Origin of the sequence: Trinickia sp., assembly GCF_051954495.1 — a bacterium.
GTDB lineage: Bacteria > Pseudomonadota > Gammaproteobacteria > Burkholderiales > Burkholderiaceae > Trinickia.
Window position 1 is genome coordinate 42994 of the sequence record NZ_JBQCHR010000040.1, and the last position, 25645, is coordinate 68638.

General features: G+C 63.4%; 23 protein-coding genes and 1 tRNA gene. 12 read left to right on the plus strand and 12 right to left on the minus strand.

What is annotated here, in order from left to right; translation table 11 throughout:
* Positions 1 to 136 precede the first annotated feature (136 nt).
* On the minus strand, positions 137 to 1108 hold the full coding sequence (locus tag ACTHNR_RS06880) for a potassium channel beta subunit family protein (protein ID WP_440546841.1): 972 nt from the start codon (positions 1106 to 1108) through the stop codon (positions 137 to 139).
* 207 nt (positions 1109 to 1315) lie between these two features.
* Here ACTHNR_RS06880 and ACTHNR_RS06885 point away from each other — a divergent pair, with 207 nt between their 5' ends.
* Positions 1316 to 2113, plus strand: coding sequence for a 3-hydroxybutyrate dehydrogenase (locus ACTHNR_RS06885; protein ID WP_440546820.1), 798 nt, complete (start codon positions 1316 to 1318; stop codon positions 2111 to 2113).
* A gap of 9 nt (positions 2114 to 2122) precedes the next feature.
* Positions 2123 to 3364, plus strand: coding sequence for a patatin-like phospholipase family protein (locus ACTHNR_RS06890; protein WP_440546821.1), 1242 nt, complete (start codon positions 2123 to 2125; stop codon positions 3362 to 3364).
* Between the two features lie 101 nt (positions 3365 to 3465).
* Here ACTHNR_RS06890 and ACTHNR_RS06895 read toward each other — a convergent pair whose 3' ends face one another.
* Positions 3466 to 4665: an amino acid aminotransferase gene (locus ACTHNR_RS06895; protein ID WP_440546822.1), complete on the minus strand. Its 1200-nt coding sequence runs from the start codon at positions 4663 to 4665 to the stop codon at positions 3466 to 3468.
* A gap of 351 nt (positions 4666 to 5016) precedes the next feature.
* On the opposite strand from ACTHNR_RS06895, the gene uvrB reads away from it, so the two are divergent.
* The 5 genes from uvrB (at position 5017) to ACTHNR_RS06920 (ending at position 10613) form a co-directional block, all read left to right on the plus strand.
* Positions 5017 to 7107 carry an excinuclease ABC subunit UvrB gene (gene uvrB, locus ACTHNR_RS06900; protein WP_440546823.1) on the plus strand — a complete coding sequence of 697 codons (2091 nt, stop codon included), beginning with the start codon at positions 5017 to 5019 and terminating at the stop codon, positions 7105 to 7107.
* A gap of 274 nt (positions 7108 to 7381) precedes the next feature.
* Entirely contained in the window at positions 7382 to 7930 is a 549-nt protein-coding gene (locus tag ACTHNR_RS06905; RefSeq protein WP_440546824.1) for an iron transporter, read from the plus strand.
* 36 nt (positions 7931 to 7966) lie between these two features.
* Complete coding sequence (locus ACTHNR_RS06910) at positions 7967 to 8299, plus strand: cupredoxin domain-containing protein (protein ID WP_440546825.1); 333 nt, start codon at positions 7967 to 7969, stop codon at positions 8297 to 8299.
* Between the two features lie 62 nt (positions 8300 to 8361).
* Entirely contained in the window at positions 8362 to 9204 is an 843-nt protein-coding gene (locus tag ACTHNR_RS06915; protein WP_440546826.1) for an FTR1 family iron permease, read from the plus strand.
* A complete protein-coding gene (locus ACTHNR_RS06920; RefSeq protein WP_440546827.1) occupies positions 9201 to 10613 on the plus strand; it encodes a 4Fe-4S binding protein in 1413 nt (470 codons plus the stop codon). Before ACTHNR_RS06915 ends, ACTHNR_RS06920 begins: the two co-directional genes overlap by 4 nt.
* 256 nt (positions 10614 to 10869) lie before the next feature.
* Here ACTHNR_RS06920 and hemP read toward each other — a convergent pair whose 3' ends face one another.
* From hemP to ACTHNR_RS06940, 4 genes are all read right to left on the minus strand, one after another.
* A complete protein-coding gene (hemP, locus tag ACTHNR_RS06925; RefSeq protein WP_440546828.1) occupies positions 10870 to 11145 on the minus strand; it encodes a hemin uptake protein HemP in 276 nt (91 codons plus the stop codon).
* A 182-nt stretch (positions 11146 to 11327) separates the two neighbouring features.
* Positions 11328 to 11810, minus strand: a complete 483-nt coding sequence (locus tag ACTHNR_RS06930) for an SRPBCC family protein (RefSeq protein WP_440546829.1) — start codon at positions 11808 to 11810, stop codon at positions 11328 to 11330.
* Positions 11811 to 11854: 44 nt separating this feature from the next.
* Entirely contained in the window at positions 11855 to 12280 is a 426-nt protein-coding gene (locus ACTHNR_RS06935; protein ID WP_440546830.1) for an OsmC family protein, read from the minus strand.
* Between the two features lie 156 nt (positions 12281 to 12436).
* On the minus strand, positions 12437 to 13309 hold the full coding sequence (locus tag ACTHNR_RS06940; RefSeq protein ID WP_440546831.1) for a pirin family protein: 873 nt from the start codon (positions 13307 to 13309) through the stop codon (positions 12437 to 12439).
* A 126-nt stretch (positions 13310 to 13435) separates the two neighbouring features.
* Here ACTHNR_RS06940 and ACTHNR_RS06945 point away from each other — a divergent pair, with 126 nt between their 5' ends.
* Positions 13436 to 14512, plus strand: coding sequence for a LysR family transcriptional regulator (locus tag ACTHNR_RS06945; RefSeq protein WP_440546832.1), 1077 nt, complete (start codon positions 13436 to 13438; stop codon positions 14510 to 14512).
* Positions 14513 to 14909: 397 nt separating this feature from the next.
* On the opposite strand, the gene ACTHNR_RS06950 is transcribed toward ACTHNR_RS06945, so the two are convergent.
* The 6 genes from ACTHNR_RS06950 to ACTHNR_RS06975 form a co-directional block, all read right to left on the minus strand.
* A complete protein-coding gene (locus ACTHNR_RS06950; protein WP_440546833.1) occupies positions 14910 to 15230 on the minus strand; it encodes an energy transducer TonB in 321 nt (106 codons plus the stop codon).
* A gap of 758 nt (positions 15231 to 15988) precedes the next feature.
* A complete protein-coding gene (locus ACTHNR_RS06955; protein WP_440546842.1) occupies positions 15989 to 16231 on the minus strand; it encodes a (2Fe-2S)-binding protein in 243 nt (80 codons plus the stop codon).
* A 265-nt stretch (positions 16232 to 16496) separates the two neighbouring features.
* The gene (murI, locus tag ACTHNR_RS06960; protein ID WP_440546834.1) at positions 16497 to 17357 is read right to left on the minus strand and encodes a glutamate racemase; all 861 of its coding nucleotides are present in this window, start codon (positions 17355 to 17357) and stop codon (positions 16497 to 16499) included.
* Between the two features lie 90 nt (positions 17358 to 17447).
* On the minus strand, positions 17448 to 17930 hold the full coding sequence (gene bfr, locus ACTHNR_RS06965; protein ID WP_440546835.1) for a bacterioferritin: 483 nt from the start codon (positions 17928 to 17930) through the stop codon (positions 17448 to 17450).
* Between the two features lie 158 nt (positions 17931 to 18088).
* Positions 18089 to 19624: a fumarate hydratase gene (locus tag ACTHNR_RS06970; RefSeq protein ID WP_440546836.1), complete on the minus strand. Its 1536-nt coding sequence runs from the start codon at positions 19622 to 19624 to the stop codon at positions 18089 to 18091.
* A gap of 112 nt (positions 19625 to 19736) precedes the next feature.
* A complete protein-coding gene (locus ACTHNR_RS06975) occupies positions 19737 to 20642 on the minus strand; it encodes a DMT family transporter (protein WP_440546837.1) in 906 nt (301 codons plus the stop codon).
* Positions 20643 to 20975: 333 nt separating this feature from the next.
* On the opposite strand from ACTHNR_RS06975, the gene acs reads away from it, so the two are divergent.
* From acs to ACTHNR_RS06995, 4 genes are all read left to right on the plus strand, one after another.
* Positions 20976 to 22958, plus strand: a complete 1983-nt coding sequence (gene acs / locus ACTHNR_RS06980; protein WP_440546838.1) for an acetate--CoA ligase — start codon at positions 20976 to 20978, stop codon at positions 22956 to 22958.
* A gap of 105 nt (positions 22959 to 23063) precedes the next feature.
* Positions 23064 to 23423, plus strand: coding sequence for a DUF4212 domain-containing protein (locus ACTHNR_RS06985; protein WP_440546839.1), 360 nt, complete (start codon positions 23064 to 23066; stop codon positions 23421 to 23423).
* Entirely contained in the window at positions 23420 to 25438 is a 2019-nt protein-coding gene (locus ACTHNR_RS06990) for a sodium:solute symporter family protein (RefSeq protein ID WP_440546840.1), read from the plus strand. The genes ACTHNR_RS06985 and ACTHNR_RS06990 overlap by 4 nt, the downstream gene beginning before the upstream one ends.
* A 92-nt stretch (positions 25439 to 25530) precedes the next feature.
* A tRNA-Ser gene (locus ACTHNR_RS06995) sits at positions 25531 to 25621 on the plus strand.
* Positions 25622 to 25645 lie beyond the last annotated feature (24 nt).

Sequence of the window (25645 nt, forward strand, 5' to 3'; positions counted from 1 at the left end):
AGCGCGGGTGGCCGCGAACATGCCGGTTCGCACATGGACTTCGGTGCGGCCCGGCCCGCGCGCAAATGCGAGAACGGGGCGCGTATTGTACGGCAGCGCTTGACCGATTCCCGTACGCTGCCGCCCGTAGGTCGATTTACGGCTCGACGCCGGCCATGATTTCCTCGATCTTGCTCAGGATCTCGGGGGTGATGCGTGCGGCGATGTCCGTCGCTTTCATGTTTTCGGTGATCTGCTCGACCCGCGACGCACCGGTGATCACCGTGCTGACGCGCGGATTCTTCAGGATCCAGGCGATCGCCAATTGGCCGACGCTGCAGGAAAGTTCGTTGGCGACTTGCTCGAGCTTGGCCACGCGTTCGTTCTTGTCGGCATCCACGAGCCGCGCGCGAAGCCAATCGTAGCCTTCGAGTTCGGCGCGGCTGCCGGACGGCACGCCGGCCCGGTACTTGCCGGTCAGCAGCCCCGACGCAAGCGGGCTCCACGTCGTCAAACCAAGCCCGATATCTTCGTAGAGCCGCTTGTATTCCTGCTCGACGCGCTTGCGGCAAAACAGGTTGTACTGCGGCTGCTCCATCACGGGCTTGTGAAGGTGATGGCGCTCGGCGATCTCGTACGCGGCGCGAATCTCGTCGGCGCTCCATTCCGATGTGCCCCAATACAGTGCCTTGCCGCGGGTGATCATGTCGCTCATCGCCCACACCGTTTCCTCGATGGGCGTGGCCGGATCGGCCCGGTGGCAAAACACGAGATCGACGTAATCGAGCTGTAGGCGTGCGAGCGAGCCGTCGATGGCGTTGTGCAGATATTTTCGATTGAGCGTGTGATACTGATTCGGCGCTTCGCGCAAGCCCCAGAAGAACTTGGTCGAGACGACGTAGCTGACGCGCGGCCAGGCAAGCTCCTTGAGCGCATGGCCCATGATCTCTTCGGATTTGCCGCCCGCGTAGACTTCGGCATTGTCGAAGAAGTTCACGCCGGCGTCGCGCGCCGCGGCGAGCGATTCGCGCGCGGCGCGACGATCCACTTGATTGCCGTAAGTCACCCACGAGCCCAGCGAGAGCTCGCTGACTTGCAGGCCTGAGCGGCCGAGTCGCCGGTAATTCATGGTCATGCGTTTCTCCTGATGCGAAGGTCGTGAACAGACAAAGCTTAATCCGATTTGCGTCGAGTCGCGTCGACGTCGGGCGTTGGGGCACAATAGCGGAGTCGGTCGCGGCGCGCCAATTCGGCCGAAAGTCATATACCGTTCGGCTAGCTTGTCCCGCGCCGTGCGCCATGATGTCATTGTCCATGTATGCGAGAGAGGTGAGGAATGTCGTCGTTGAATACGAGTCTGAACGGGAAGACCGCCGTGGTCACGGGCGCCGCGAGCGGCATCGGCAAGGAAATCGCCCTGACGCTGGCCGCGCAGGGCGCGGCCGTGGCGATCGCCGATTTGAACCTAGCCGGCGCCGAAGCGGTGGCCGAGCAAATCCGCGGCACGGGCGGCAAGGCGCTCGGCGTGGCCATGGACGTGACGAACGAAGAGGCTGTCAATCAGGGCATCGATGACGTCGCCGCCAAGTTCGGTTCGATCGATATCCTCGTGTCGAACGCTGGCATACAGATCGTCAACCCGATCGAGCAATACAGCTTTGCCGATTGGAAGAAGATGCAGGCCATCCACGTCGACGGTGCGTTCTTGACCACGAAGGCCGCGCTCAAGCACATGTACAAGGGCGACCGCGGCGGCGTGGTGATCTACATGGGCTCGGTGCATTCGCACGAAGCGTCGCCGCTCAAATCGGCCTACGTCGCGGCCAAGCACGCGTTGCTCGGCTTGTCGCGCGTTCTGGCGAAGGAAGGCGCCGCGCACAACGTGCGCTCGCACGTCGTTTGTCCGGGCTTCGTGCGCACGCCGCTCGTCGACAAGCAGATTCCCGAGCAAGCGAAGGAACTCGGCATCACCGAGGAAGAAGTCGTGAAGCGCGTCATGCTCGGCCAGACGGTCGACGGCGTGTTCACCACCGTGGAAGATGTCGCGCAAACCGTGCTGTTCCTTTGCACGTTCCCGAGCGCCGCCCTGACGGGGCAATCGTTCCTCGTCTCGCACGGCTGGTGCATGATCTAAGGAGTCGACATGGGGGAGCGCAAGGCCATGCGTGTTCGCGCAAGCGAAGCGTCAACGGGGGATCTGGGCGGGCAGTCGAAGCCGGGTGTCGCGCCGGGCAAGACGCGCTCGCTCGTCTTGCCTCCCTACCAAACGGTCGCACTCGTGCTGCAGGGCGGGGGGGCGCTGGGCGCTTATCAAGCCGGCGTCTACGAAGGCCTGCACGAAGCCGGCATCGTGCCCAATTGGATCACGGGCATTTCGATCGGGGCGATCAACACGGCGATCATCGCCGGCAACGCGCCCGAGCACCGCGTCGCGAAACTCAAGACGTTCTGGGACACGGTGTGTCAGCCGGCTTATGGTCTGCCGCTGCCCGCGGCCGTGGAAAACGTGTTTTTCGAATCGGCCGCACCGGTTCGCGCCGCCTTCACGACGATGCAGGCGCTGAGCGCGCTCGTCGACGGCCAAAAGGGCTTCTTCGTGCCGCGCATGCCGCCGCCGCTGCCGTTCGTGCCCGGCACGCCCGCCACCGCTAGTTGGTACGACACCGCACCGTTGAAGGCGACGCTCGAAAACCTATGCGACTTCGACCGGATCAACTCGGGCGAAACGCGTGTATCGGTCGCGGCGGTCAATGTCGCCACGGGCAACTTCGCCTACTTCGATACGCAGCACACGAAGCTGCGGGCCGAGCATTTCATCGCGTCGGGGTCGCTGCCGCCGGGCTTCGCCGCCACGGAAATCGACGGCGAGTACTACTGGGACGGCGGGCTCATGTCCAACACGCCGCTATCGGAAGTGGTCCAGGCATCGCCGCGCCGCGATACGCTCGCGTTCCAGGTCGATCTATGGAGCGCCCGCGGTCCTGTACCCACGAACCTCACCGATGTCCAAGGCCGCATGAAGGACATTCAATATTCCAGCCGCACCCGCCTCGTGACCGATACGATGCAGCACGCTCAGCGCTTTCGGCACGTGCTGCGCGAGGTCTTGGAGCGTGTCGCGCCGGAGCATCGCAACGATCCCTGGTGCAAGCTTGCCGAAGAGATGGCCTCCTCGCATCGCTACAACGTATTTCAGTTGATTTATAGCGACAAGGAATTCGACGGCAACTACAAGGACTATCAATTCGGCGCATCGGCCATGCAGGAGCACTGGCATTGCGGCTTGCGCGATATACGCGACAGCCTGGCGCAGCCGGGCTGGCTCGACATGCCCGAGAACGATGCGGGATTCGTCACCCACGATATCCATCGAGATCGGCGTTAGCTTCGGCAAAAAAATGGCGCCCTCGCAACGAGCGGGGCGCCATTGACGTGACCGGCGGGCCGCGCATGTGGTGCGCCGGCCTCGAATCACCGCTCAATGCATTACTTCAGCACTTGCGCGACGGCGTTGGCCACCGTGTCGATGTTGCGCATGTTGAGCGCGGCCACGCAGATGCGGCCCGTGCTGACCGCATAGATGCCGAACTCGTCGCGAAGGCGGTCCACTTGAGCCGCCGTCAGGCCCGAGTACGAGAACATGCCGCGCTGCGCGTTGACGAAGCTGAAATCGCGCGCCACGCCGGCGCTCTTCAGGCGTTCGACGAGGCCGTTGCGCATTGCGCGAATGCGGTTGCGCATCTCGCCGAGTTCTTGTTCCCACATTTCGCGCAGCGCCGGCGTGCCGAGCACCGTTGCGACGATCGCGCCGCCGTGCGTCGGCGGGTTCGAGTAGTTCGTGCGGATCACGCGCTTGAGCTGCGACAGCACGCGCGTTGCTTCGTCCTTGCTGTCCGTGATGATCGACAGGGCGCCCACGCGCTCGCCGTAGAGCGAGAACGACTTCGAGAACGACGACGACACGAACACGTTCAGTTCGGCGGCCGCGAACAGGCGCACGGCTGCCGCGTCGGCATCGATGCCGTCGCCGAAGCCTTGGTAGGCGATGTCGAGGAACGGCACGAGGTTGCGCGCCTTCACCACTTCGACGATCTGTTGCCATTGCGCGTCGCTCAGGTCGACGCCCGTCGGGTTGTGGCAGCACGCGTGCAGCACGATGACCGTGCCGGCCGCGTAGCTGTTCAGGGCGGCCAGCATCGCTTCGAAATTGACGCCGTGCGTTTGCGCGTCGTAGTACGGGTAGGTCAGCACTTCGAAGCCGGCGCTCTCGAACAGCGCGCGGTGATTTTCCCAGCTCGGGTCGCTGATGGCGACCTTCGCGTTCGGGTTCACGCGCTTCAAGAAGTCGGCGCCGATCTTCAGCGCGCCCGTGCCGCCTAGTGCTTGAGCGGTCACGACGCGGCCCGCTGCGATCAGCGGCGAAGCGTCGCCGAGCAGCAGCTTCTGCACGGCCGCGTCATAGGCTGCGATGCCTTCGATAGGCAAATAGCCGCGCGGCAGCGCCGCCTCGACACGCGCTTGTTCCGCTTCGCGAACGGCGCGCAGCAGCGGAATCTTGCCTTCTTCGTTCGTGTAGACGCCGACGCCAAGGTTGACCTTGGTCGGGCGCGCATCGGCGTTGAAGGCTTCGTTGAGACCGAGAATGGGATCGCGGGGGGCGAGTTCGACAGCGGAGAACAGGGACATGGTGTCTATCGGCGGTAGTAAAAAACTGACAATCTCGTGCGTGCGCCGCTCGGATTCGCCGATGAGACAAGGCGGATCGAAGCCCCTCAATAGGGATTCGGCGGGCGCGGAATATGTGATTGTAACGAATCCGGGGGGCGCGTTCGCGCGGTTTTGGTGCGCGTTCGTTTAATACGCGCCGATGCGCATGAACGGTCGTGCACTTCCAAGCTGGTTTTCGGCGCGAACGGGATGACGCTGGGCTGATGGACGGCGGGGGTTGGTCCGGGCGGACGGGCGCGGCACGGCGCTGCTTGACCGGGCGCAAAACGCTAAAATACCCCTTTTGTCGGCGAAGGAAGCGCCATTTCCATGTCCGAAGCTCAGCCTCATGCCCCCGAAGCCCTCGACGAATCGAAATTCGTCGAGTTCGAGGGCTCGCCGTTCCATCTCTATCAGCCGTACCCGCCGGCCGGCGATCAGCCCACCGCGATCGACCAGCTCGTCGAAGGCGTCCACGACGGCCTTTCGTATCAGACGCTGCTCGGGGTGACGGGCTCGGGCAAGACTTTCACGATGGCGAACGTCATTGCGCGGCTCGGCCGTCCGGCGATCGTGTTCGCGCCGAACAAAACCCTCGCGGCGCAGCTCTACTCGGAGTTTCGAGAGTTCTTTCCGCGCAATGCCGTCGAGTACTTCGTTTCGTACTACGACTACTACCAGCCGGAAGCGTACGTGCCGCAGCGCGATTTGTTCATCGAGAAGGATTCGTCGATCAACGAGCACATCGAGCAAATGCGGCTGTCGGCCACCAAGAGCTTGATGGAGCGGCGCGACGTGGTGATCGTGGCGACGGTGTCTGCTATCTACGGTATCGGCAATCCGAGCGAGTATCACCAGATGATTCTCACGCTGCGCACGGGGGACAAGATCGGGCAGCGCGACGTGATCGCTCGGTTGATCGCCATGCAGTACAACCGCAACGAGGCCGATTTCCAGCGGGGCGCCTTCCGCGTGCGAGGCGACACGATCGACGTCTTCCCGGCCGAACACGCGGAAATGGCGTTGCGCATCGAGCTTTTCGACGACGAAGTCGAATCGCTCCAGCTGTTCGATCCGCTCACCGGGCGCGTGCGTCAAAAGATCCCGCGCTTCACGGTCTATCCGTCCTCGCACTACGTCACGCCGCGCGAGACGGTCATGCGCGCCGTCGAGACCATCAAGGCGGAGTTGCGCGAACGGCTCGAGTTCTTCCACCAGGAGGGGAAGCTCGTCGAAGCGCAGCGTCTCGAACAGCGCACGCGCTTCGACCTCGAAATGCTGCAGGAGCTCGGTTTCTGCAAAGGCATCGAAAACTATTCTCGGCATTTCTCGGGCGCGGCCCCGGGCGAGCCGCCGCCCACGCTCGTCGATTACCTGCCGTCGGACGCCGTGATGCTGCTCGACGAGTCGCACGTGCTGATCGGGCAGTTGAACGCCATGTACAACGGCGACCGCTCGCGCAAGGAAAACCTCGTGCAGTACGGCTTTCGGTTGCCGTCCGCGCTCGATAACCGGCCGCTCAAGTTCCCCGAGTTCGAACGCAAAATGCGCCAGGCGGTGTTCGTGTCGGCCACGCCGGCCGACTACGAAAAGAAGCAGACGGGGCAAGTCGTCGAGCAGGTGGTGCGCCCGACGGGCCTCGTCGATCCGATCGTGCAAGTGCGTCCCGCGACGAGCCAGGTCGACGACGTGCTCAGCGAAATCAACGCGCGCGTGGCCGTGAACGAGCGCGTGCTCGTGACGGTGCTCACCAAGCGCATGGCCGAGCAATTGACGGAGTTTCTCGCCGATCACGGCGTGAAGGTCCGCTATCTGCACAGCGACATCGACACCGTCGAGCGCGTCGAAATCATCCGCGATCTGCGGCTTGGGGCGTTCGACGTGCTCGTCGGCATTAACTTGCTGCGCGAGGGGCTCGATATTCCCGAGGTGTCGCTCGTGGCGATCCTCGACGCGGACAAGGAAGGGTTCTTGCGCGCCGAGCGCTCGCTGATCCAAACGATCGGCCGGGCGGCGCGGAACGTAAACGGCACCGCGATCCTCTACGCCGATCGCATCACGGATTCGATGCGTCGAGCGATCGACGAAACCGAGCGCAGGCGCGCCAAGCAGATCGCCTACAACGAACGCATGGGCATTACGCCGCGCGGCGTGGTCAAGCGCGTCAAGGACATCATCGACGGCGTCTACAACGCCGACGAGGCGCGAGCCGAACTCAAGGAACTGCAGCAGCGCGCGAAGTTCGAGGACATGTCCGAGAAGGATCTGGCCAAGGAACTCAAGCGGCTCGAGAAGCAGATGATGGAGCACGCCAAGAATCTCGAATTCGAGAAGGCGGCCGCCGCGCGCGATCAACTGGCCGTGCTGCGCGAGCGCGTGTTCGGGGCGAACGTGGGCGATTCGGTGCCCGGGGCGAACTGAGCCGTCGACTCGCCCGCCGCTAGGGCGACCCTATGCGGCATGGGGTCGCCTAGTTTTCGAAGTTCCGTTCGTGTACACTTATGCCTGATTGATAATCGTTCGCATTTGCGTTCGTGTTCTCTTTGGCCTGGCGGTACGAGCGCTGGCGTTGTCGCCTCGCCGTCGGGGCGCTTGGAGAAGCAACCCATGGCGGCCGGTTAGGGCGTTTTTCGGCGAAGTGCATTGCGCTGCGCCGTTCAATTTTCGACTCGGTAAAAGAAAAGAGGAGTTTTCGATGCAGCGTTCCACCCGAATCCTGTGCGGCCTGGCAGCCGCGGCGGCTCTGACCGCGGTGTCGGCTTCGGCGGCCGAGTATCCGATCGGCAAGCCGCAGGTGCAAGGCGGCATGGAAATCGGCGCGGTTTATCTGCAGCCTGTCACGATGGACCCCGAAGGCATGATGCGCAAGGCGTCCGACTCCGACATCCACCTCGAGGCCGACATCCACGCGGTCAAGAACAATCCGACCGGTTTCGCGGAAGGCGACTGGATGCCGTATCTGCAGGTGCATTACGAACTGAAGAAGGTGGGCGGCGCGCAATCGCAGAAAGGCGACCTGATGCCGATGGTGGCCGACGATGGCCCGCACTACGGCGATAACGTCAAGCTTTCGGGTCCGGGCAAGTATCACCTGACCATCGTCGTCGAGCCGCCGATGCAAACGGGCCATATGGCCTTCGGCCGCCACGTCGACAAAGAAACCGGCGTGGGCCCGTGGTTCAAGCCCATCACGCTGCAATACGACTTCACGTTCGCCGGCATCGGCAAGAAGGGCGGCTACTAAGCCGCACGACTCGACTCTGCACTGGGAAGCAAAAGCATGAAATTCGGTTCGAAAGCAGCGCTGGCTTGTGTACTCGCCCTCGCCGGCATGGCCGCGCACGCGGACGATGCGGTGACGTTCAAGCTGGAAATGGCCGACGGCAAGCTCACGCCTTCGCGCATCGAGGCGCCGGCGGGCAAGCGTATTCGGATCGAAATGCGCAATACCGGCAAGGGCGCGGCGGAATTCGAAAGCGTTCAGTTGCGCAAGGAGAAAGTACTCGCGCCGGGCACCGAGTCGGTCGTCGTGATCGCGCCTCAGTCGCCGGGGGAATACAAGTTCTTCGATGATTTCCATCAGTCGGCGCAAGGCGTCATCGTGGTGAAGTAACGGTTCGAACGGTTTTTGCGTAGGTCGGTCGATCGAACGTCGTGCGCGTGGGAGAGGTTGAGATGGGCCAGGTATTGTTCGTCGTGTGGCGGGAAAGCGTCGAGGCTCTGCTCGTCGTGGGCATTCTTTACGCATGGCTGAAGAACGGCGACGCCGACGCGCGGCGCGGGTTGCCGTATCTATGGGCGGGCGTGGGTGTCGGCGCGCTGGCGGCCATCGCGCTCGGCGCGGCGCTCGTCGGCTTCAGCGAATTCCTGTCGGGCGACGCGGCCGACTATTTCCAAACCGGCATGGTGCTGATCGCTTGCGTGCTGATCGTACAGATGGTCCTGTGGATGAAGCGCCACGGGCGCACGCTCAAGCGCGACATGGAGCGTTCGCTGCAGGCGCGCACGCGCGACGGAAACGGGTGGGGCGTGGCCGTGCTGGTCGCGCTCGCGATCGCTCGCGAAGGCAGCGAAACGGTCATTTTTCTCTACGGCCTCGGGTTCGGGCAGTCGGGCCACGTGGGTCATAACGATGTCCTCGCCATCGTCCTTGGGCTCGGCCTCGCGTTCCTGACTTTTTATGTCTTGCAACTCGGCGGGCGCGTGTTCTCCTGGCGGCATTTTTTCCGCGTGACCGAGGTCATGCTGCTACTGCTCGGCGCGGGTCTGATGCAAACCGGCGTCGATAAACTCATCGACAAGGAACTGCTGCCGCTCGGCATCTCGCAGGTCTGGGATAGCTCCCGCATCCTCGACGATTCGAGCACGGTCGGTTCGCTGGTTGCCGCGCTCACCGGTTATCGTGCCCATCCGGCGTTGACCAATCTCATCGCTTACGCGTTGTACTGGCTCGTCGTCGGTTGGCTCGCTCGGCGCGCAAGCCGCGCGCCGGCCGCCGCAGCCGGGCGTACGGCATGAGTTCGCCGGCGCTCGCCTTCACCGGTCCGGGGCGGCTCGCCCGCGTCGGCGCATGGATGCAGCGCAACGGCGGGGCGATTCGCGGCATCCAGTGGGCCGTCGTCGCTGTCTACGCCTTTCTCATCATCGTCCCGGCCTGTCTGCCGCTGCCCGATCAGACCGCCCACCTCTGGACCAATCTAACGCTGGCCGCTCAGTTCGTCTTCTGGGGCATTTGGTGGCCGTTCGTTCTGCTCTCGATGGTGTTGCTCGGCCGCGTGTGGTGCGGGGTCTTGTGTCCCGAAGGGGCGCTCGCCGAATTCGCCAGTCGCCATGGCCGCGGGCGCGCGATCCCGCGATGGATGCGCTGGGGTGGCTGGCCTTTCGTCGCATTCGGTCTGACGACGATCTACGGCCAGATGGTCAGCGTTTATCAATACCCGCTCGCCGTTTTGCTCGTATTGGGCGGCTCGACGCTGGCCGCGATGGTCGTGGGTTTCCTCTACGGCCGCGACAAACGCGTCTGGTGCCGATACTTGTGTCCCGTCAACGGCGTGTTTTCGCTGTTGGCTCGCCTCGCGCCGTTCCACTATCGCGTCGACGAAGCCGCCTGGCGGCGCTCCTATACCGGAGGCGAGCGCGGTCATCGCGTCATCCCAATCAACTGCGCGCCGCTCGTGCCGTTGAGAAATATGAAGGGCGCGTCGTCGTGCCACATGTGCGGGCGCTGCAGCGGCCATCGCGATGCGATTGAGCTGACGTGGCGTTCGCCGTCGCACGAGGTGGTCGAGTTGGGCCGCGAAGCGGCTAATGGCTGGGACACTGCACTCGTGCTGTACGGCTTGCTCGGTATCGCGATCGGTGCGTTTCATTGGACGGCCAGCCCGTGGTTCATCGATTTGAAGCAGTTTCTCGCGACCTGGCTGATCGATCATGATTTCACGTGGATGCTCGACACCAACGCGCCTTGGTTTCTCTTTACGCATTACCCCGAGCAAAACGACGTGTTTTCTTGGCTCGACGGCACGCTGCTGATCGGCTACATCTTGGCGACGGCGCTCTGCTATGGCACCGCGCTACTCGCCCTCGTGGCGGCGGCCACACGTGTGCTGGGCCCGTTCGACCGCGCGCGGCTGCATCATCTGACGCAAGCGCTCATTCCAGTTGCCGGCACGGGTGTGTTTCTCGGGTTGTCGGCGACGACGCTGTCGTTGCTCCGCGCCGAGCACGTGCCGTTGGATTGGGCGTCCACCGTCCGGGTGGGCGTGCTGACGATCGCGAATGTGTGGAGTGCGTGGCTGGCCTGGCGCGTGACAGCGAAATACACGTCTAGCGTGACGGTGCGCCTCGGAGCGATGGTGTTCTTCATCGCGGCGCTCGCCGTGGCCGACAGCGCATGGTGGTTGATGTTCTGGGGTTTTGCGCGATAGCGCGAGTGGGTGAAACCGGATCAAAGTTAGGCCGAAGTTGGCCCTAGGTTGGCCCAAGTAGGGCCCTGACTGGGCGAGCGCTTGGCCGGGATCGGCCCAGAATTCAACTTCTTATGGCGGCGGGACGGAAAAAAGCGGCTTGGCTGGCTGCAACGTCGCTAAAAGGGGCACGAGGGGGTCTAGACTCACGTGCATAGCGTTGCGCTGGCTACTGCCTAACACCTCTCATGGAGGTGGTCCCCACAATACCCGGTACTTACTTCGTCAGAATGAGCTTTCCAAGGCGCGTTGCACGCAGTTGATACCGTTCGCCGTTATGAGCGATGAAGACGTGGCTGCGGCCTTGTAACAAGTGATCGCTCTGCAGCGTACGCTCCGCCGAAGTGTCCCCCTGGGCCCCATCGAGCCGCTTAACACCGCGCGGTGTGACGAGCGCGGCGGCGGGTGCATCTTTGGCACTCGGGCGAGCACGGCTTGAACTGCTCATGGACGTTCTCAACGTTAGCGTAGGCTGGCGCGTGGGTTCACTCATGCTCGTGGCATCGGATGTGCGATTCAATGAAGTGAAGTATAAATGAGAATCATTATCGATTGTAAAAAACAAATTCATTGAGACAGGGCACTGATAGGGCGCGACCATCGTCGTACGCCGAATCGAGCGATCGTGTGGGAGACTGAGAAGAGGCGCGGCGCCATGTCGCGCCGCACCGTGGGTCAATGCAGCGCGTCGCGCTGTGCGGGCCGACGCGCGTACTCCCGAATGAGCCGCACCGTGTCGATATCGGCCTCGCGATACGCCGATTTGACGATCTCGCTCGTTTGCCGGTCGTCTTCGGTGTCTGGCGCGGGCAGTGTCGTGGCGTACTCGAAACGCAGAAACAGCTGCAATGCATCGGGCTGCTCGATCGTCATCGTCAGCGATCCGCCGACATGCGCGTCCGTCGCCAAGATGTCGTAACGCACGCTTTCGTTCGTCGTCAGCGTCACGCGGTCCCGCACCGTCGCATGGCCGTAATGCAATTCTCGTTCGAGCGTATCGGCCGTGCGCGAGAGGATGGTGCAGCTATCGAGGCCAAGCACGAACAGTTGCGGCTGTTCCGCCCGCAAGACGAGGCCTTGCCAAAGTTGATCGCGTGTCAGCGTTTCCGCGAGCGGGTTAAGCGGATCGTTGACCTGTACAAGGTGTTCGAAATTCAAGAGTACGTTCCTTCAGCTTTCAAATGCTTCGACGGTGACGCCGTTCACGCTTCGTCGGGGGCGGCCGGCAACGTGGCGGCGAGCCCTGTTTCGATCGCGATCGGACGCGTCAAGATCTTGTGAACCGGGCAGGCATTTGCGACTTGCAGCAGGCGTTCCCGTTGCTCGTCGGTCAGTTCGCCGTGCAAGACGATTTTGCGATCGATCGTCGAGCCTTGGTCGCTTGTCTTCATCGACAACGCCACATGCACGTCTTCCAGCGGCCATCCCTTTCGCTGCGCGTACATTTTCAACGTAATGGACGTGCAGGCGCCTAAACCCGAGAGCAAAAGCGATACCGGAGTCGGGGCGCGGTCCCCGCCGCCAAGCGACTCCGGTTCGTCGGCATGCCACAAATGATGGGCGCCGTCGTCGAACGTGACTTGATAGTTGGTTGCACCGATCGTTGCCGTGACAACGCGCTCGCTCATGCCTTCCTCCTAGTTAGGGCGCCCGTATGCCCGCGAACGCCGAACGGCGGGGTGCGGACAGGTGTGGCGCGTGCGGCTATTGTGACGCAATTCGGATCGGCACGCGTCGGTCGCGGCTGCGTGACGCTTGCGGGCGGCCCTGTCCCGCTGCGGATTTCAGTGCGTAATCTCGCCCATTCGCCCTGCTTGATAGTCGACGATGGCTTGCCGAATTTCGTCTTCGGTATTCATCACGAACGGGCCGTGCCGCACGATCGGCTCGTTGAGCGGTGCGCCGCCGATGAGCAGCACATCGAGCCGATCGGCGCCCGCCGTCAGCGTGACCGCATCGCCGTCGTCGGCGAACATCACCATGCGTTGCGCCCCGATCTCGCGTTGCTCGTCGCCGTAACGCCCCGTGCCGCTCAGCGCATAGGCGAAGACGCGGTACGCGCGCGGCACCGGCTGAACGATCGACGCGCCCGGTTCGAGGGTGAAATGCTGATAGAGGATGGGCGTGCGTGTCTCGATCGCCGCCTTGACGCCAAGCGCCTCGCCCGCGATAACCTTGACGCTCGCCTTGCCGTCGCTCGTCGTGGCGGTGGGGATGCGCTCCGAAGGAATCTCCTGATAGCGCGGGGCGATCATCTTGTCTTGACGCGGCAGGTTCACCCACAGCTGCAGGCCGTGCACGCGCCCGCCTGCACGCGCAAAGGCGGGGTCCGGCATCTCGCTATGAACCACGCCGGCCCCGGCCGTCATCCATTGAACGTCGCCGGGACGAAGGACGCCGGAGTGACCCGCCGAATCCCGATGCGAGAAGCTGCCTTCGAGCATATACGTGACGGTTTCGAACCCGCGATGCGGGTGATCGGGCGCGCCCTTGGCCTGCCCGGGCGCATAGTCGACAGGACCCATTTCGTCGAGCAGCAGAAAAGGATCGAAGTCCATTAACATTCGGGTCGGGAACGGCCGATGGACGACGAAGCCGCCTCCTTCAACCGTGCGGACGGCTGCGATCGTGTGGCCAACAGTGCGGGACGTAGTCATGAAAATCACCTCGGAAGGGCGCCGCCAGTGCGTCGCCTAAGCATGTGAGGTCTATTATATGGACCGGCCCGCGTCCCTTTTAGCCGTGGCCGGAGCAATGGATTGTCCTATCGCTGGAACGATGACATGCAACTCGATTCGCAGAATCTCAATGACCTGATGTACTTCGCGCAAGTCGTCGAGCACGGTGGGTTTTCGGCGGCTGAGCGTGTGCTCGGCGTGTCGAAGTCGCGTCTGTCGCGGCGCGTGGCCGAACTCGAGACGTCGATCGGCGTGCGCCTGCTGCAGCGTTCGACGCGCAAGCTTGCGCTGACCGAAGCCGGCGAGCGTTTCTATCGCCATTGCCAAGTCATGCTGGCCGAGGCGCAGGCGGCGATGAACGCCGTTCAAGAACTGCGATCCGCACCGCGCGGCACGGTGCGCGTCAGCGTGCCCGTGACGATTTCGCAGACGATTCTGTCGAACATCCTCCCCGAGTTCTTGTTGCGCTTCCCCGAGGTGCGTGTCGCGATTCGGGTGACCAATCGGGTGATCGATCTCTATGAGGACGCGGTCGACGTCGCGCTGCGCGTGCGGTCCGATCCGCCCGACAACGCGAATATCGTCGTGCGTCCGCTGTGGCGCACACAGCAGATGCTCGTCGGCGCGCCGAGCCTGCTGAGCCAGAACGCGCCGCCGGTGTCGCCGGCCGATCTCGCGCGGTTCGAGACGCTCGATACGCCGAGCGCGGACGGCCGGCATGTTTTTAATTTGATCGCGCCCGACGGGCACCGGCACGTTCACGAGCATGAACCGCGTTTGGTGACGGCGGATCTATCGAGCATACGGGAAGCGGTGCTCGAAGGCGTCGGCATCGCCGCGCTGCCCGAGATGATGTATGGCGCGGCGCTACGAACAGGCCAACTGTCGCCCGTCATGCCGGGCTGGACGCTGCCCACACCCCAGTTGTCGGCTGCGTTCGTGTCTCGCCAGGGTATGGTGCCCGCGGTGCGGGCGTTCGTCGATTTTCTCGTCGAGAAGCTCGACGAGGCCACCCACGAGATGGCCGAGTGCCCCACGCGAGAGCAGGTGAGAGCTGCGCAGCTGGCAAGCAAGGCAGGCATTGCGCAAACGCCGGCAGCGCCGGCGCGAGCTTCAGCTGCGACAGCCGCGGCAGGTAAGTCAGTGTCATCGAAGGCCACGCTGGCTGATCCGGTCCGATAAATCGACGCCCAGGCGAACCGTGACCGGCGATTGGCCGCGGCGCGCACCAAATCGTTTTTGCCATTTAAGTCGCGCCGTCGATCAGTAGTTTCAATGGTCGCTTTCTTGAAGCGGTGGGCGTGGAGGCCTATATTGAAGTGCCTTTCGCGTTGGGGCGTCCAACGTGAAAACAGACGGCTGCTCTTATAGCAAGCCGGATAGGGCTGAAAGCGTGGTCCGTGCATAGGGTACGGTGATCGCATGCGGTGCTCGAGCCAGTCCGATGGCCAACGAGCCCGCCGCCCGAAGGCGCCGTGTGCGCACGAAAAAAGGCCCTCATCGCCCGATGAGGGCCTTTTACATGGGGCTTCGCCCAGAGCCTAAAAGCGAGCGCTGCGCCATGGCGGCGGCGCTCCGCTCAATCGTCCTCCAATCCGAACTTGAACGCCTGCTCGTATGACGCGCGCACCGGCGACCCGTTTTCGACATAAGGTGCGCATGTGCTTTCGCGGAGCGCTTCTAGAGCTGCGTCGTCGAGACGCGGAAAACCGCTGCTCTTGGCGAGCGTCACGCTGTCGATGGCGCCTGTCGTCCCGATAACGAAACGCACGGTGGCTGTTCCCGTTTCTGAACGCCGCTTCGACAATTCGGGATAGGCGGGTTTGACGATGCGGCAGTCGGCGTGTTCGACGCGCTTTGGCGTCGTAATGGCGATCGTATCGTTTGCCTCGGAGCGCACGGTCGATGGCGCGTGCGAATCGGCAGTGCTCGTTGCCGCTGCCGCCGGCGTTGGGGTTGGACTGCTGGGTGAAGTGAGCGCCGGGGGCGACGGCGGGCTGGGCGCGGCGGTCGTGGGCAGCGCCGCGCGAGGGGCGAGGGCCGGCGGAGAGGCGGAGCTCAACTGTCGCTGCTGCGGCGGGCGCGTCCGCTGTAAAGCCCGCGAATCGGCGTGAGCGTCGACCGTAGCGTCGGCACGGGCCGGGCGGGTCGAGGGTGTGGGCATGGAGCGCCCGCCTGCGCCGGCAGCAGGCGTCTGCTGCGGGGCCGGTCCCAGCAGCCGCGCCACGATGGCCGTCGAATGCAAAGGACGCGGCGCCGGCGCCTGGGCTGTCGTGAAGAAAGCGCCGATCAGCGCCGCGTGAGCGAGCGCGACACAAAGAAAGGCGGGGACGATACGCGAACGCAACATGCGGAAAGAGGCTGCCGGCCTGATGCCGGGTGCAGCGAAAAAATCCAAGCCTGCATGTTATCGCGAACGAAGCGTCCTTCGACACCAACATCGAGCGATGGAAGAGGCGAACCCATCGCCACGGCTACGTTACTTGCGGCAGATCAGTAATGAGATGCACAGCGTCGCGACGAATCCGATAAGCAATTCCATCTCAGCCTCCTGGGGCGAATCGAGCGGCTGCTGGCGGTAACGGACTGGCGTGCCGGTGTGGGATGAAGAAAGCGGAAGCGAATGAGCAGCGGAAAAAGCGGACGTGGCGAGCGCGGTTACGCGGCCTTGCGTTCGTAGAACGTGACAAGCGCCGGCTGCGACGCAACCACGCGCTCGACGCCGCATTGGCTTTCGCAGACGCCGCATTGAGCCATGACTTCGCGCACCGATTCCTCGCACTTGCCGCAACACGTCGCCACACCGAGTTCGAACTGAAGCTCGTCGAACGTATCGGCGCCTTCCGCGATGGACGCGCGGATCTTACGGTCGGAGACGGACTTGCACACGCAAACGATCATGGCTGACACTACGGCAAAACGTTAATGCGAACTATTATCATTACGTTTCGCGAACTTGGCAAGCAAAGAGTCCGGTTTTTTGTAACAAGTGTGCCGTGACCGAAAAAGCGCGCTATAGGGGGGCGATGTCGCCCTTGTTAGGGGCGTTGATAGGCGATGAGACGCGATGAAAGGCGCAACCGGCGGTAGCCACGCCGCTTCGCACGGCTTCCGATCGGGCTCATTGGGGCGGAGCTCGTCGAAGGCGACGAGGCAGTAGTAGGGCTCAGGCGTGAGAGCGGTCGCGTTCGGCGCCGCGCGCTTCGATCGAAACCTGTTCGACGGGCACATCCAACCCAAGCAGCGACGAGGCGAGCCGCCGCATATGCGTGCCGTCGTCGGTGGAATACAGCTTAGGCGGAGACGGCAGCGTATCCTCGGATGCGCGCAGGCCGTTTGCATCGAGCACGCGCTCGAGTTGCCGCGCGATCGCCACGCTCGTATCGACGAGGGTCAACCGCGGCCCTGCGATGTCGCGAATCAACGCATCGAGAAACGGGTAGTGCGTGCAGCCGAGCACGAGGGTATCGGCGCCGGCCGCCAGCATCGGCTCGATGTAGCTCGCCAGGAGGGCGCGCACTTCCGGGGTGTCGATTTCGCACCGCTCCACGGCTTCGACAAGGCCGTGACCAGGCTGACAGACAAAGTGGCAATCGGCGGCATAGCGCTCGATCAAGGAGCGAAACCTTTCGCTGCGAAGCGTGACCTGCGTCGCGAGCACGCCGGCGATGCGCGATTTCGACAAGCTGGCCGCGGGATTGATGCCGGGTTCGACGCCGATGATCGGAATCGACAACTGACCGCGCGCCAGTGCGATCGACTCGGCCGTAGCCGTATTGCAAGCGACGACGAGCGCCTTGGCCCCTTGCGCGACGAGCCACTCGCCGATTGCTAATGTGCGTTCGGTGATGAACTCGTTATCGCGCAACCCATAGGGCGCATGCAGCGAATCGGCGACGTAGAGCAGCGCCTCGTGCGGCAACTGCGTGCGGATGGCCCGCAGCACGGACAGCCCGCCCAGCCCCGAATCGAAGATGCCGACGGGCGCCGGATTGCCGTTCGACGCCGCCCCCGCCGAGGAAGGCATGGGGGCGCTGGCGTGTGGGCCGTGCGGGGCAGTCATGGCGGAGGGCAGGGTGCGGTAAGCGGCGATCGATGGGCGGACTCGGGCCTCGGCTTAGGACTCCGAGGGCGTCCCCATCGCGGACTGCTGATAATTCTGGATGCCGACCTTGTCGATCAGATCGAGCTGGGTTTCGAGCCAGTCGATGTGCTCTTCGGTGTCGTCGAGGATCGTCGTGAAGATGCCGCGCGAAACGAAATCGCGAACCGATTCGCAGTAGGCGATCGCTTCCTTGCAGGTCACTTGCGAGCCTTGCTCCAGCTTCAGATCACATTCGAGGATTTCTTTCGTTTCCTCGCCGATCAACAGCTTGTGCAAATCCTGCAAGTTGGGCAGGCCGTCGAGCATGAATATCCGCTCGATCAACAAATCGGCATGCTTCATCTCGCCGATCGACTCGTCGTACTCGTGCTTGCCGAGCTTATCGAGCCCCCAATGCTTGTACATGCGTGCATGCAGGAAGTATTGGTTGATCGCCGTCAGCTCGTTCTTGAGCTGCGCGTTCAGATATTCGATGACCTTTTTATCGCCTTGCATGTTGGTTCCTTCGTGTGAGGCTAGTGAACGCAAACGATAAACGCTGACCCGGCAAATGCCAAGGCTTGACGTGCAACTTCAGCCGTTCGGCCGATCCCGCTATCACGAAAAAGCCGGGCGCGCGGCCCGGCTTTGCGTCGTTGGACCGCTTGGCGCGCTTACGCCGTAACCACGGGCAGCTTGCCGATCTTGGCTTGCCATTCCTTCGGGCCCGTCTGATGGACCGACGTGCCGGTCGAATCGACGGCGACGGTGACCGGCATGTCCGAGACGTCGAATTCGTAGATCGCCTCCATGCCGAGGTCTTCGAACGCGAGCACCTTCGCGCCGCGAATCGCTTTCGAAACGAGATAGGCTGCGCCGCCCACCGCCATCAAGTAGGCCGCCTTGTGCTTCTTGATCGCTTCGATGGCCACGGGGCCGCGCTCGGCTTTGCCGATCATCGAGATCAGGCCGGTTTGGGCCAGCATCGTTTCGGTGAACTTGTCCATGCGCGTGGCCGTGGTCGGGCCTGCCGGGCCCACGACCTCGTCGCGCACCGGGTCGACCGGGCCGACGTAGTAGATCACGCGATTCGTGAAATCGACGGGCAGCTTTTCGCCCTTGGCCAGCATGTCGGCGATGCGCTTGTGCGCGGCGTCGCGCCCGGTCAACATCTTGCCCGACAGCAGCAGTGTTTGGCCCGGCTTCCAGCTGGCGACTTCCTCGGGCGTGAGCGTGTTCAGATCGACGCGCTTGCTCGTCTCGGTATTCGGCTCCCATTGCACCTTCGGCCATGCGTCGAGCGACGGCGCTTCGAGATGAGCTGCGCCCGTGCCGTCGAGCGTGAAATGCGCATGACGCGTGGCCGCGCAATTCGGGATGATGGCGATCGGCTTGGACGCGGCATGCGTGGGCGCGGCCATGATCTTCACGTCGAGGACGGTCGCGAGGCCGCCCAGGCCTTGCGCGCCGATACCGAGCGCGTTCACTTTTTCGTGCAGTTCGATGCGCAGCTCTTCGATCCAGTCGCGCGGACCGCGGGCGATGACGTCCTGAATGTCGATCGGATCCATCAGCGATTCTTTCGCCATCAGCATCGCTTTTTCCGCGGTGCCGCCGATACCGATGCCGAGCATGCCCGGCGGGCACCAGCCCGCGCCCATCGTCGGCACGGTCTTCAGGATCCAGTCGACGATCGAATCGGACGGGTTCAACATCGCGAACTTCGACTTGTTTTCCGAACCGCCGCCTTTCGCCGCGACTTGCACGTCGACCTTGTCGCCGGGCACGATCTCATAGTGAATGACGGCCGGCGTGTTGTCCTTCGTGTTCTTGCGGGCGCCTTCGGGCGGGTTCACGATCGATGCGCGCAGGACGTTGTCGGGGTTCAGATAACCGCGACGCACGCCTTCGTTGACCATATCGGTGACGCTCATCGTGGCCGGGCCGCTTTCGCTGCCCCAGCGCACGTCCATGCCGATCTTCAGGAAGACCGTGACGATGCCCGTGTCCTGACAAATCGGCCGGCGGCCTTCGGCGCACATGCGGCTGTTCGTCAGGATTTGCGCGATGGCGTCCTTGGCGGCCGGGCTCTGTTCGAGCTCGTACGCGCGGCCCAGGGCCTGGATGTAATCGAGCGGATGGTAGTAGCTGATGTACTGCAGCGCGTCGGCGACGCTCTGGATGAGGTCTTCCTGTTTGATGACTGTCATGACTGAGTGCTGTGGGGACGGAGCGGGCGAGCCGAAAACAAACCAAAAAGCGCGAAAAAATCGCGCTATTGTACCGCGCCGGCGCCTCGGCCGCCGTGCGGCCGCCCACCGATCACTGCGCCACGGCCCGTGCGCGCTTGGGGTTCACGCTCGCGATCGCAATGCCGGTGACGACGCAAGCGAGCGCGATGCCGTGGGCGAGCGTGGGGCGCTCGTCGAGGAAGACGATGCCGTAGGCGGCCGCCGCAACCGGCAGCACGGCGCTGAACACGCCCGCGAGCGAGCCGTGCACATGCCGGATGCCCTTCATCCAGAGCCAGAACGAGAAGATGCTGGCCGAGAGGCCGTACCAGAGCACCAATGCCCAGATGCCCGAGGGCACCGTCGCATAGTCGAAGCCGGACAGCGCCTTGAGACCGAGCGGCAGCATCAGCAAGAAGCCGAATAGATGCGTGTAGGCGCATATGTCGATCGCCGCGAGCGTTTGCGTGAGCCGGCGCGACAAAATGACATAGAGCGATTCGCAGCAGACCGCGCCGAGCACCATCAGATTGCCGACGAACGATCCCGCGGCGGGCAAGGGCGTACCCGGCTGCGATTGTCCATGCGAGAGATTGACCGCGACGATGCCGACCACGGCGAGCGCGATCGACACGAGCGCGCGTGCGTTCGGGCGTTCGCCGAGCAGAATCCACGCGAAAAGGGCGACGACGGCGGGCATCGTGCTCGTGATGACGCCCGCGGCCACCGCGCTCGTGCGCGCGACGCCGCTCAGCATGAGCAGCGTAAACCCGAATGTGCCGAAGAGCGCCTGCAGAAAAAGATTGAGCCATTCGCCGCGCTTCACGCCGCGCATCTTCGACGGCCTCAAGAGCGGCCAAAGCACGGCCAGCGCGATGACGAAGCGCAGCAGCGCGAAGACGAGGACGGGAACGAAAGCGACGATCGACTTACCGATGCCGACGTTGCTGCCTACGAGCAGCATCGAGGCGATGAGAAACCATGCGTACCGATTCAAGCTGTAGTCCGAGCGGAAAGTTCGGCTAGCATTGTAGGTGGGCGCGCGCGGCGACGTAAAGTAAAGGTAAGGGTAAAGGTAACGGTAAGGCGCGAACACCCGCAGCGTCGCGCGCGTGGTCTAACGAACGGCCGATGGCGCGTGCTGTAAGTACCCGGTAAGTTGTCGCCTTTACTGTGCAACGACTATCGTTCGAGCGGCGCGCCCCGCGCATTTTTGCTGCGATGCGGCATTGCATGCGCTTATCGCTCGGCATGGCGGCATGGGGTTGTTCTCCGTGGGCTGCCGGCGTCGGATTCACGTTTCATCATCTTGTCCATAAGGGAGTTGTCGATGTCTGCGATTGAATCGGTCCTTCACGAAAGCCGAGTGTTCGAGCCTTCCGCGCAAGCGGCGGCCGGCGCGGCGATTTCGGGAATGGACGCATACCGGGCGCTGATGGCCGAGGCCGAGCGGGATTACGACGGCTTTTGGGCCAAGCTCGCGCGCGAAACGCTCACGTGGCGCAAACCGTTCACGAAGACGCTCGACGAGTCCAATGCGCCGTTCTTTACGTGGTTCGAGGACGGCGAACTGAACGCGTCGCACAACTGCCTGGACCGCCACGTCGAAGCAGGGAACGGCGCGCGCACGGCGCTCGTGTTCGAGGCCGATGACGGCGCCGTCACGCACGTCACCTACCAGGATCTGCTGCAACGCGTTTGCCGCTTTGCCAACGCGCTCAAACGGCGCGGCGTGAAAAAAGGCGATCGCGTCGTCATCTACATGCCGATGTCGGTCGAGGGCGTCGTCGCCATGCAAGCCTGCGCGCGTATCGGCGCGCCGCACTCGGTGGTGTTCGGCGGCTTCTCGTCGAAATCGCTGAACGAGCGGCTCGTCGACGTCGGCGCGGTGGCGTTGGTGACGGCCGATGAACAAATGCGCGGCGGCAAGGCGTTGCCGCTCAAGCGCATCGCCGACGAAGCGCTCGCCATGGGCGGCTGCGAAGCGGTCAAGAGCGTGTTCGTTTATCGCCGCACGGGCGGCGCCGTGCAATGGGATGCCGCGCGCGATGCATGGATGCATGAAGCCGTCGCGCAAGAGGGCGACACGTGCGAGCCGGAATGGGTCAGCGCCGAGCACCCGCTGTTCGTGCTCTACACGTCGGGCTCGACGGGCAAGCCCAAGGGCGTGCAGCACAGCACGGGCGGCTACCTGCTGTGGGCCGCGCAGACGATGAAGTGGACGTTCGATTGGAAGCCCTCGGACGTCTTCTGGTGCACGGCCGACATCGGTTGGGTCACGGGCCATACGTACATCACGTACGGGCCGCTCGCGCTCGGCGCGACGCAAGTCGTGTTCGAGGGCGTGCCGACCTATCCGGACGGCGGCCGCTTCTGGAACATGATCGAGAAGCACAAGGTCAGCATCTTCTACACGGCGCCTACGGCCATTCGCTCGTTGATCAAGATTGCCGATGCCGACGAGAAAGTGCATCCCAAGAGCTTCGACCTGTCGAGCTTGCGCATTCTGGGCACCGTGGGCGAGCCGATCAATCCCGAAGCGTGGGTGTGGTACTACGAGCATGTGGGCGGCAAGCGCTGCCCCGTGATCGACACGTGGTGGCAGACCGAAACGGGCGGCCATATGATCGCGCCGATGCCGGGCGCGACGCCGCTCGTACCGGGCTCGTGCACGCTGCCGCTGCCGGGCATCATGGCGGCGATCGTCGATGAAACGGGCCAGGACGTGCCGAACGGGCAGGGCGGCATTCTCGTCGTGAAGCGGCCGTGGCCGGCGATGCTGCGCACGGTGTGGGGCGATCCCGATCGCTTCAAGAAGAGCTACTTCCCCGAAGAGCTGGGCGGCAAGTTGTACCTCGCCGGCGACGGTTCGGTGCGCGACAAGCAGACGGGCTACTTCACGATCATGGGCCGTATCGACGACGTGCTGAACGTGTCGGGCCACCGGCTCGGGACGATGGAGATCGAGTCGGCGCTCGTGTCCAATCCGATCGTGGCGGAAGCCGCCGTCGTGGGGCGCCCCGACGATACGACGGGCGAAGCCGTTGTCGCATTCGTCGTGCTCAAGCGGCCGCGCCCGGAAGGGGACGAGGCCGTCAAGCTGGCGAACGAGTTGCGGGCTTGGGTGGGCAAGGAGATCGGGCCGATCGCGAAGCCGAAGGACATCCGTTTCGGCGACAACCTGCCGAAGACGCGTTCAGGCAAGATCATGCGGCGCCTGCTGCGCTCGCTCGCCAAGGGCGAGGAAATCACGCAAGACGTGTCGACGCTCGAGAACCCCGCGATTCTCGATCAGCTCTCGCATGTGAGCTGAGTGGGGCCGAGCCGCTGTGATCCGAGCGGCTGACGAAGCGCCGCATCGAGGCGCGGCGCGGACAATCCCAATTGCCCGCGCCGCGCCTTTTTGATAAATAGGCGCATGGCCGCGCCACGCTCCTTCGATTCCATTGCTCAAGCCGCGCTCGAACCGCCTTCGGTGTCGAGTGCGATGGCGCTCGCGCATCGCCGCTACTGGCGGTTCAACATCGCGTTGATCAGCGTGTTGATGCTGATCGGCTTTGTCGTGTCCTTCATCGTGCCGCTGTATGCGCGTGCATTGTCGAGCGTGCGCGTGGCCGGGTTTCGCTTGCCGTTTTATCTCGGCGCTCAGGGCGCGATTCTCATCTACCTGTTGCTGATTGCCATTTATATCGGCGCGATGACGCGCGCCGACCGCCGCTTGCGACAGGCCGCGGCGGCCGATGCGGCGAACGACGCCGTGCGGGAAGCCGCGCGATGAAGCTCGTGAACCGGATGGTTCGAGCTTATGCGCTCTACATGTTCGGCTTTCTGCTGTTCGTCTATACGATGTGGCGTATCGAGGGCGCGAGCGGGCCGGGCGTGTGGGTCGGCTACGTGTTTCTCTTCGTGCCGATCGCCGTTTATGCCGTGATCGGATTGCTCTCGCGAACGTCCGACCTCGTCGAGTACTACGTTGCGGGGCGGCGCGTGCCCGCCGCGTTCAACGGCATGGCGACAGCGGCCGATTGGTTGTCGGCGGCTTCGTTCATCGGCTTGGCGGGGTCGATCTACGCTACAGGCTATGACGGGCTCGCCTACTTGATGGGATGGACGGGTGGCTACTGTCTCGTCGCGTTCTTGCTTGCACCCTACGTGCGCAAGCTTGCGCGCTACACGATTCCCGATTTTCTCGGCACGCGCTATTCGAGCAATGTCGTGCGCGGTATTGCCGCGATGGCGGCGATCCTGTGCTCGTTCGTGTATCTCGTCGCGCAGATCCAAGGGGTGGGGCTCATTGCCACGCGCTTCATCGGCGTCGACTTTGCGATCGGCATTGCCTGCGGCCTGGCGGGTATTCTCGTGTGTTCGTTTTTAGGCGGCATGCGGGCCGTGACTTGGACCCAAGTTGCGCAGTACGTGATTCTCATCAGCGCGTTTTTGATTCCGGTATCGATGATCGGGCACAAGGACGGGCTCGGCTGGGTGCCGCAGCTTACGTATGGCCGGCTGATGGCTCGCATGGAGAAGCTCGATCAAGCGGTGCGCGATGCGCCGGAGGAGCGCAGCGTACGAGCCTCATATCGAGAAAGGGCGGCGCGTATCGATGCGCAAATTGCCGCGCTGCCGGGCTCCTATCTCGACGAGAAAGCGCGCCTCATGCGCGAGCTCGATACTCTGCGCCGACGAAACGGGCCGTTGAGAGAGATTCATCAGCGAGAGTCGGCGCTCGAGACGTTCCCGCGCGACCCGGCGGCCGCGCGCGTGATGTGGCGACAGGCGCGCGACGATTTACTTGCGCGCGCGACCGATCCCGTGCCGATGCATGAACCGTTCCCTTCGGCGAACGACGACGAACGGCGGACGCACGAGCGCAATTTCTTATCGCTGCTGCTTTGTTTGTCGCTGGGCACCGCGAGCCTGCCGCATATCTTGTCTCGCTACAACACGACGACATCGGTGGCTTCGGCGCGGCGGTCGGTGGCTTGGACGCTGTTCTTCATCGCGTTGTTTTACGTCAGCGTGCCGGTGTTGGCCGTGTTGATCAAATACGAAGTCATGACGCATTTGGTGGGTAGGTCGATGACCGATTGGCCTGCGTGGGTGACCCAATGGCATCGCGCCGAGCCGGCCTTGATCGGTATTGGCGATGGGAACGGCGAGGGGATCATCCGATGGTCGGCGATACGGCTGCAGCCTGATATGGTGGTGCTGGCCGCGCCTGAGATTGCGGGGCTGCCGTATGTGATATCGGGGCTCGTGGCGGCGGGGGCGCTGGCTGCCGCGCTATCGACGGCCGATGGGCTGCTGCTGACGATCGCCAATGCGCTCTCGCACGATGTGTACTACCACATGGTGGATCCGAACGCGTCGAGTCAACGGCGCGTGACGATCTCGAAGATTTTGCTGCTGGGTGTGGCGTTGCTGGCGTCGTACGTGGCGTCGCTCAACACGGGGAATATTTTGTTTCTGGTGGGGGCGGCGTTTTCGTTGGCGGCGTCGAGCTTTTTTCCCGTGCTCGTGCTGGGGGTGTTTTGGAAGCGCACGACCAAGCGCGGGGCGGTGGCGGGTATGCTCGCGGGGCTGGGCGTTTGTGTGTACTACATCGTGTCGACGTATCCGTACTTCGGGCAGTTGACGGGGTTCGCAGGGCCGCGTTGGTTCGGCATCGAGCCGATTAGCTCGGGCGTGTTCGGGGTGCCGGCGGGGTTTGCGGCGACGATCGTCGTGAGCTTGCTCGATCGTGCACCCGATGCTTATACGAAGGCGCTCGTGGACTATATTCGGCATCCCTGAGCGGCTCGCGGGCGGCTCATGCGCGACTCGTGCGCAGCGGGGGCAGGGTATGTGCTACTCGGCGAAAGACTCTGCTATAATCTGCGGCTCTCGGAGAGATGGATGAGCGGTTTAAGTCGCACGCCTGGAAAGCGTGTATAGGTTAACAGCCTATCGGGGGTTCGAATCCCCCTCTCTCCGCCAGTCAAGCTTCTCAGGCGTTCTCGC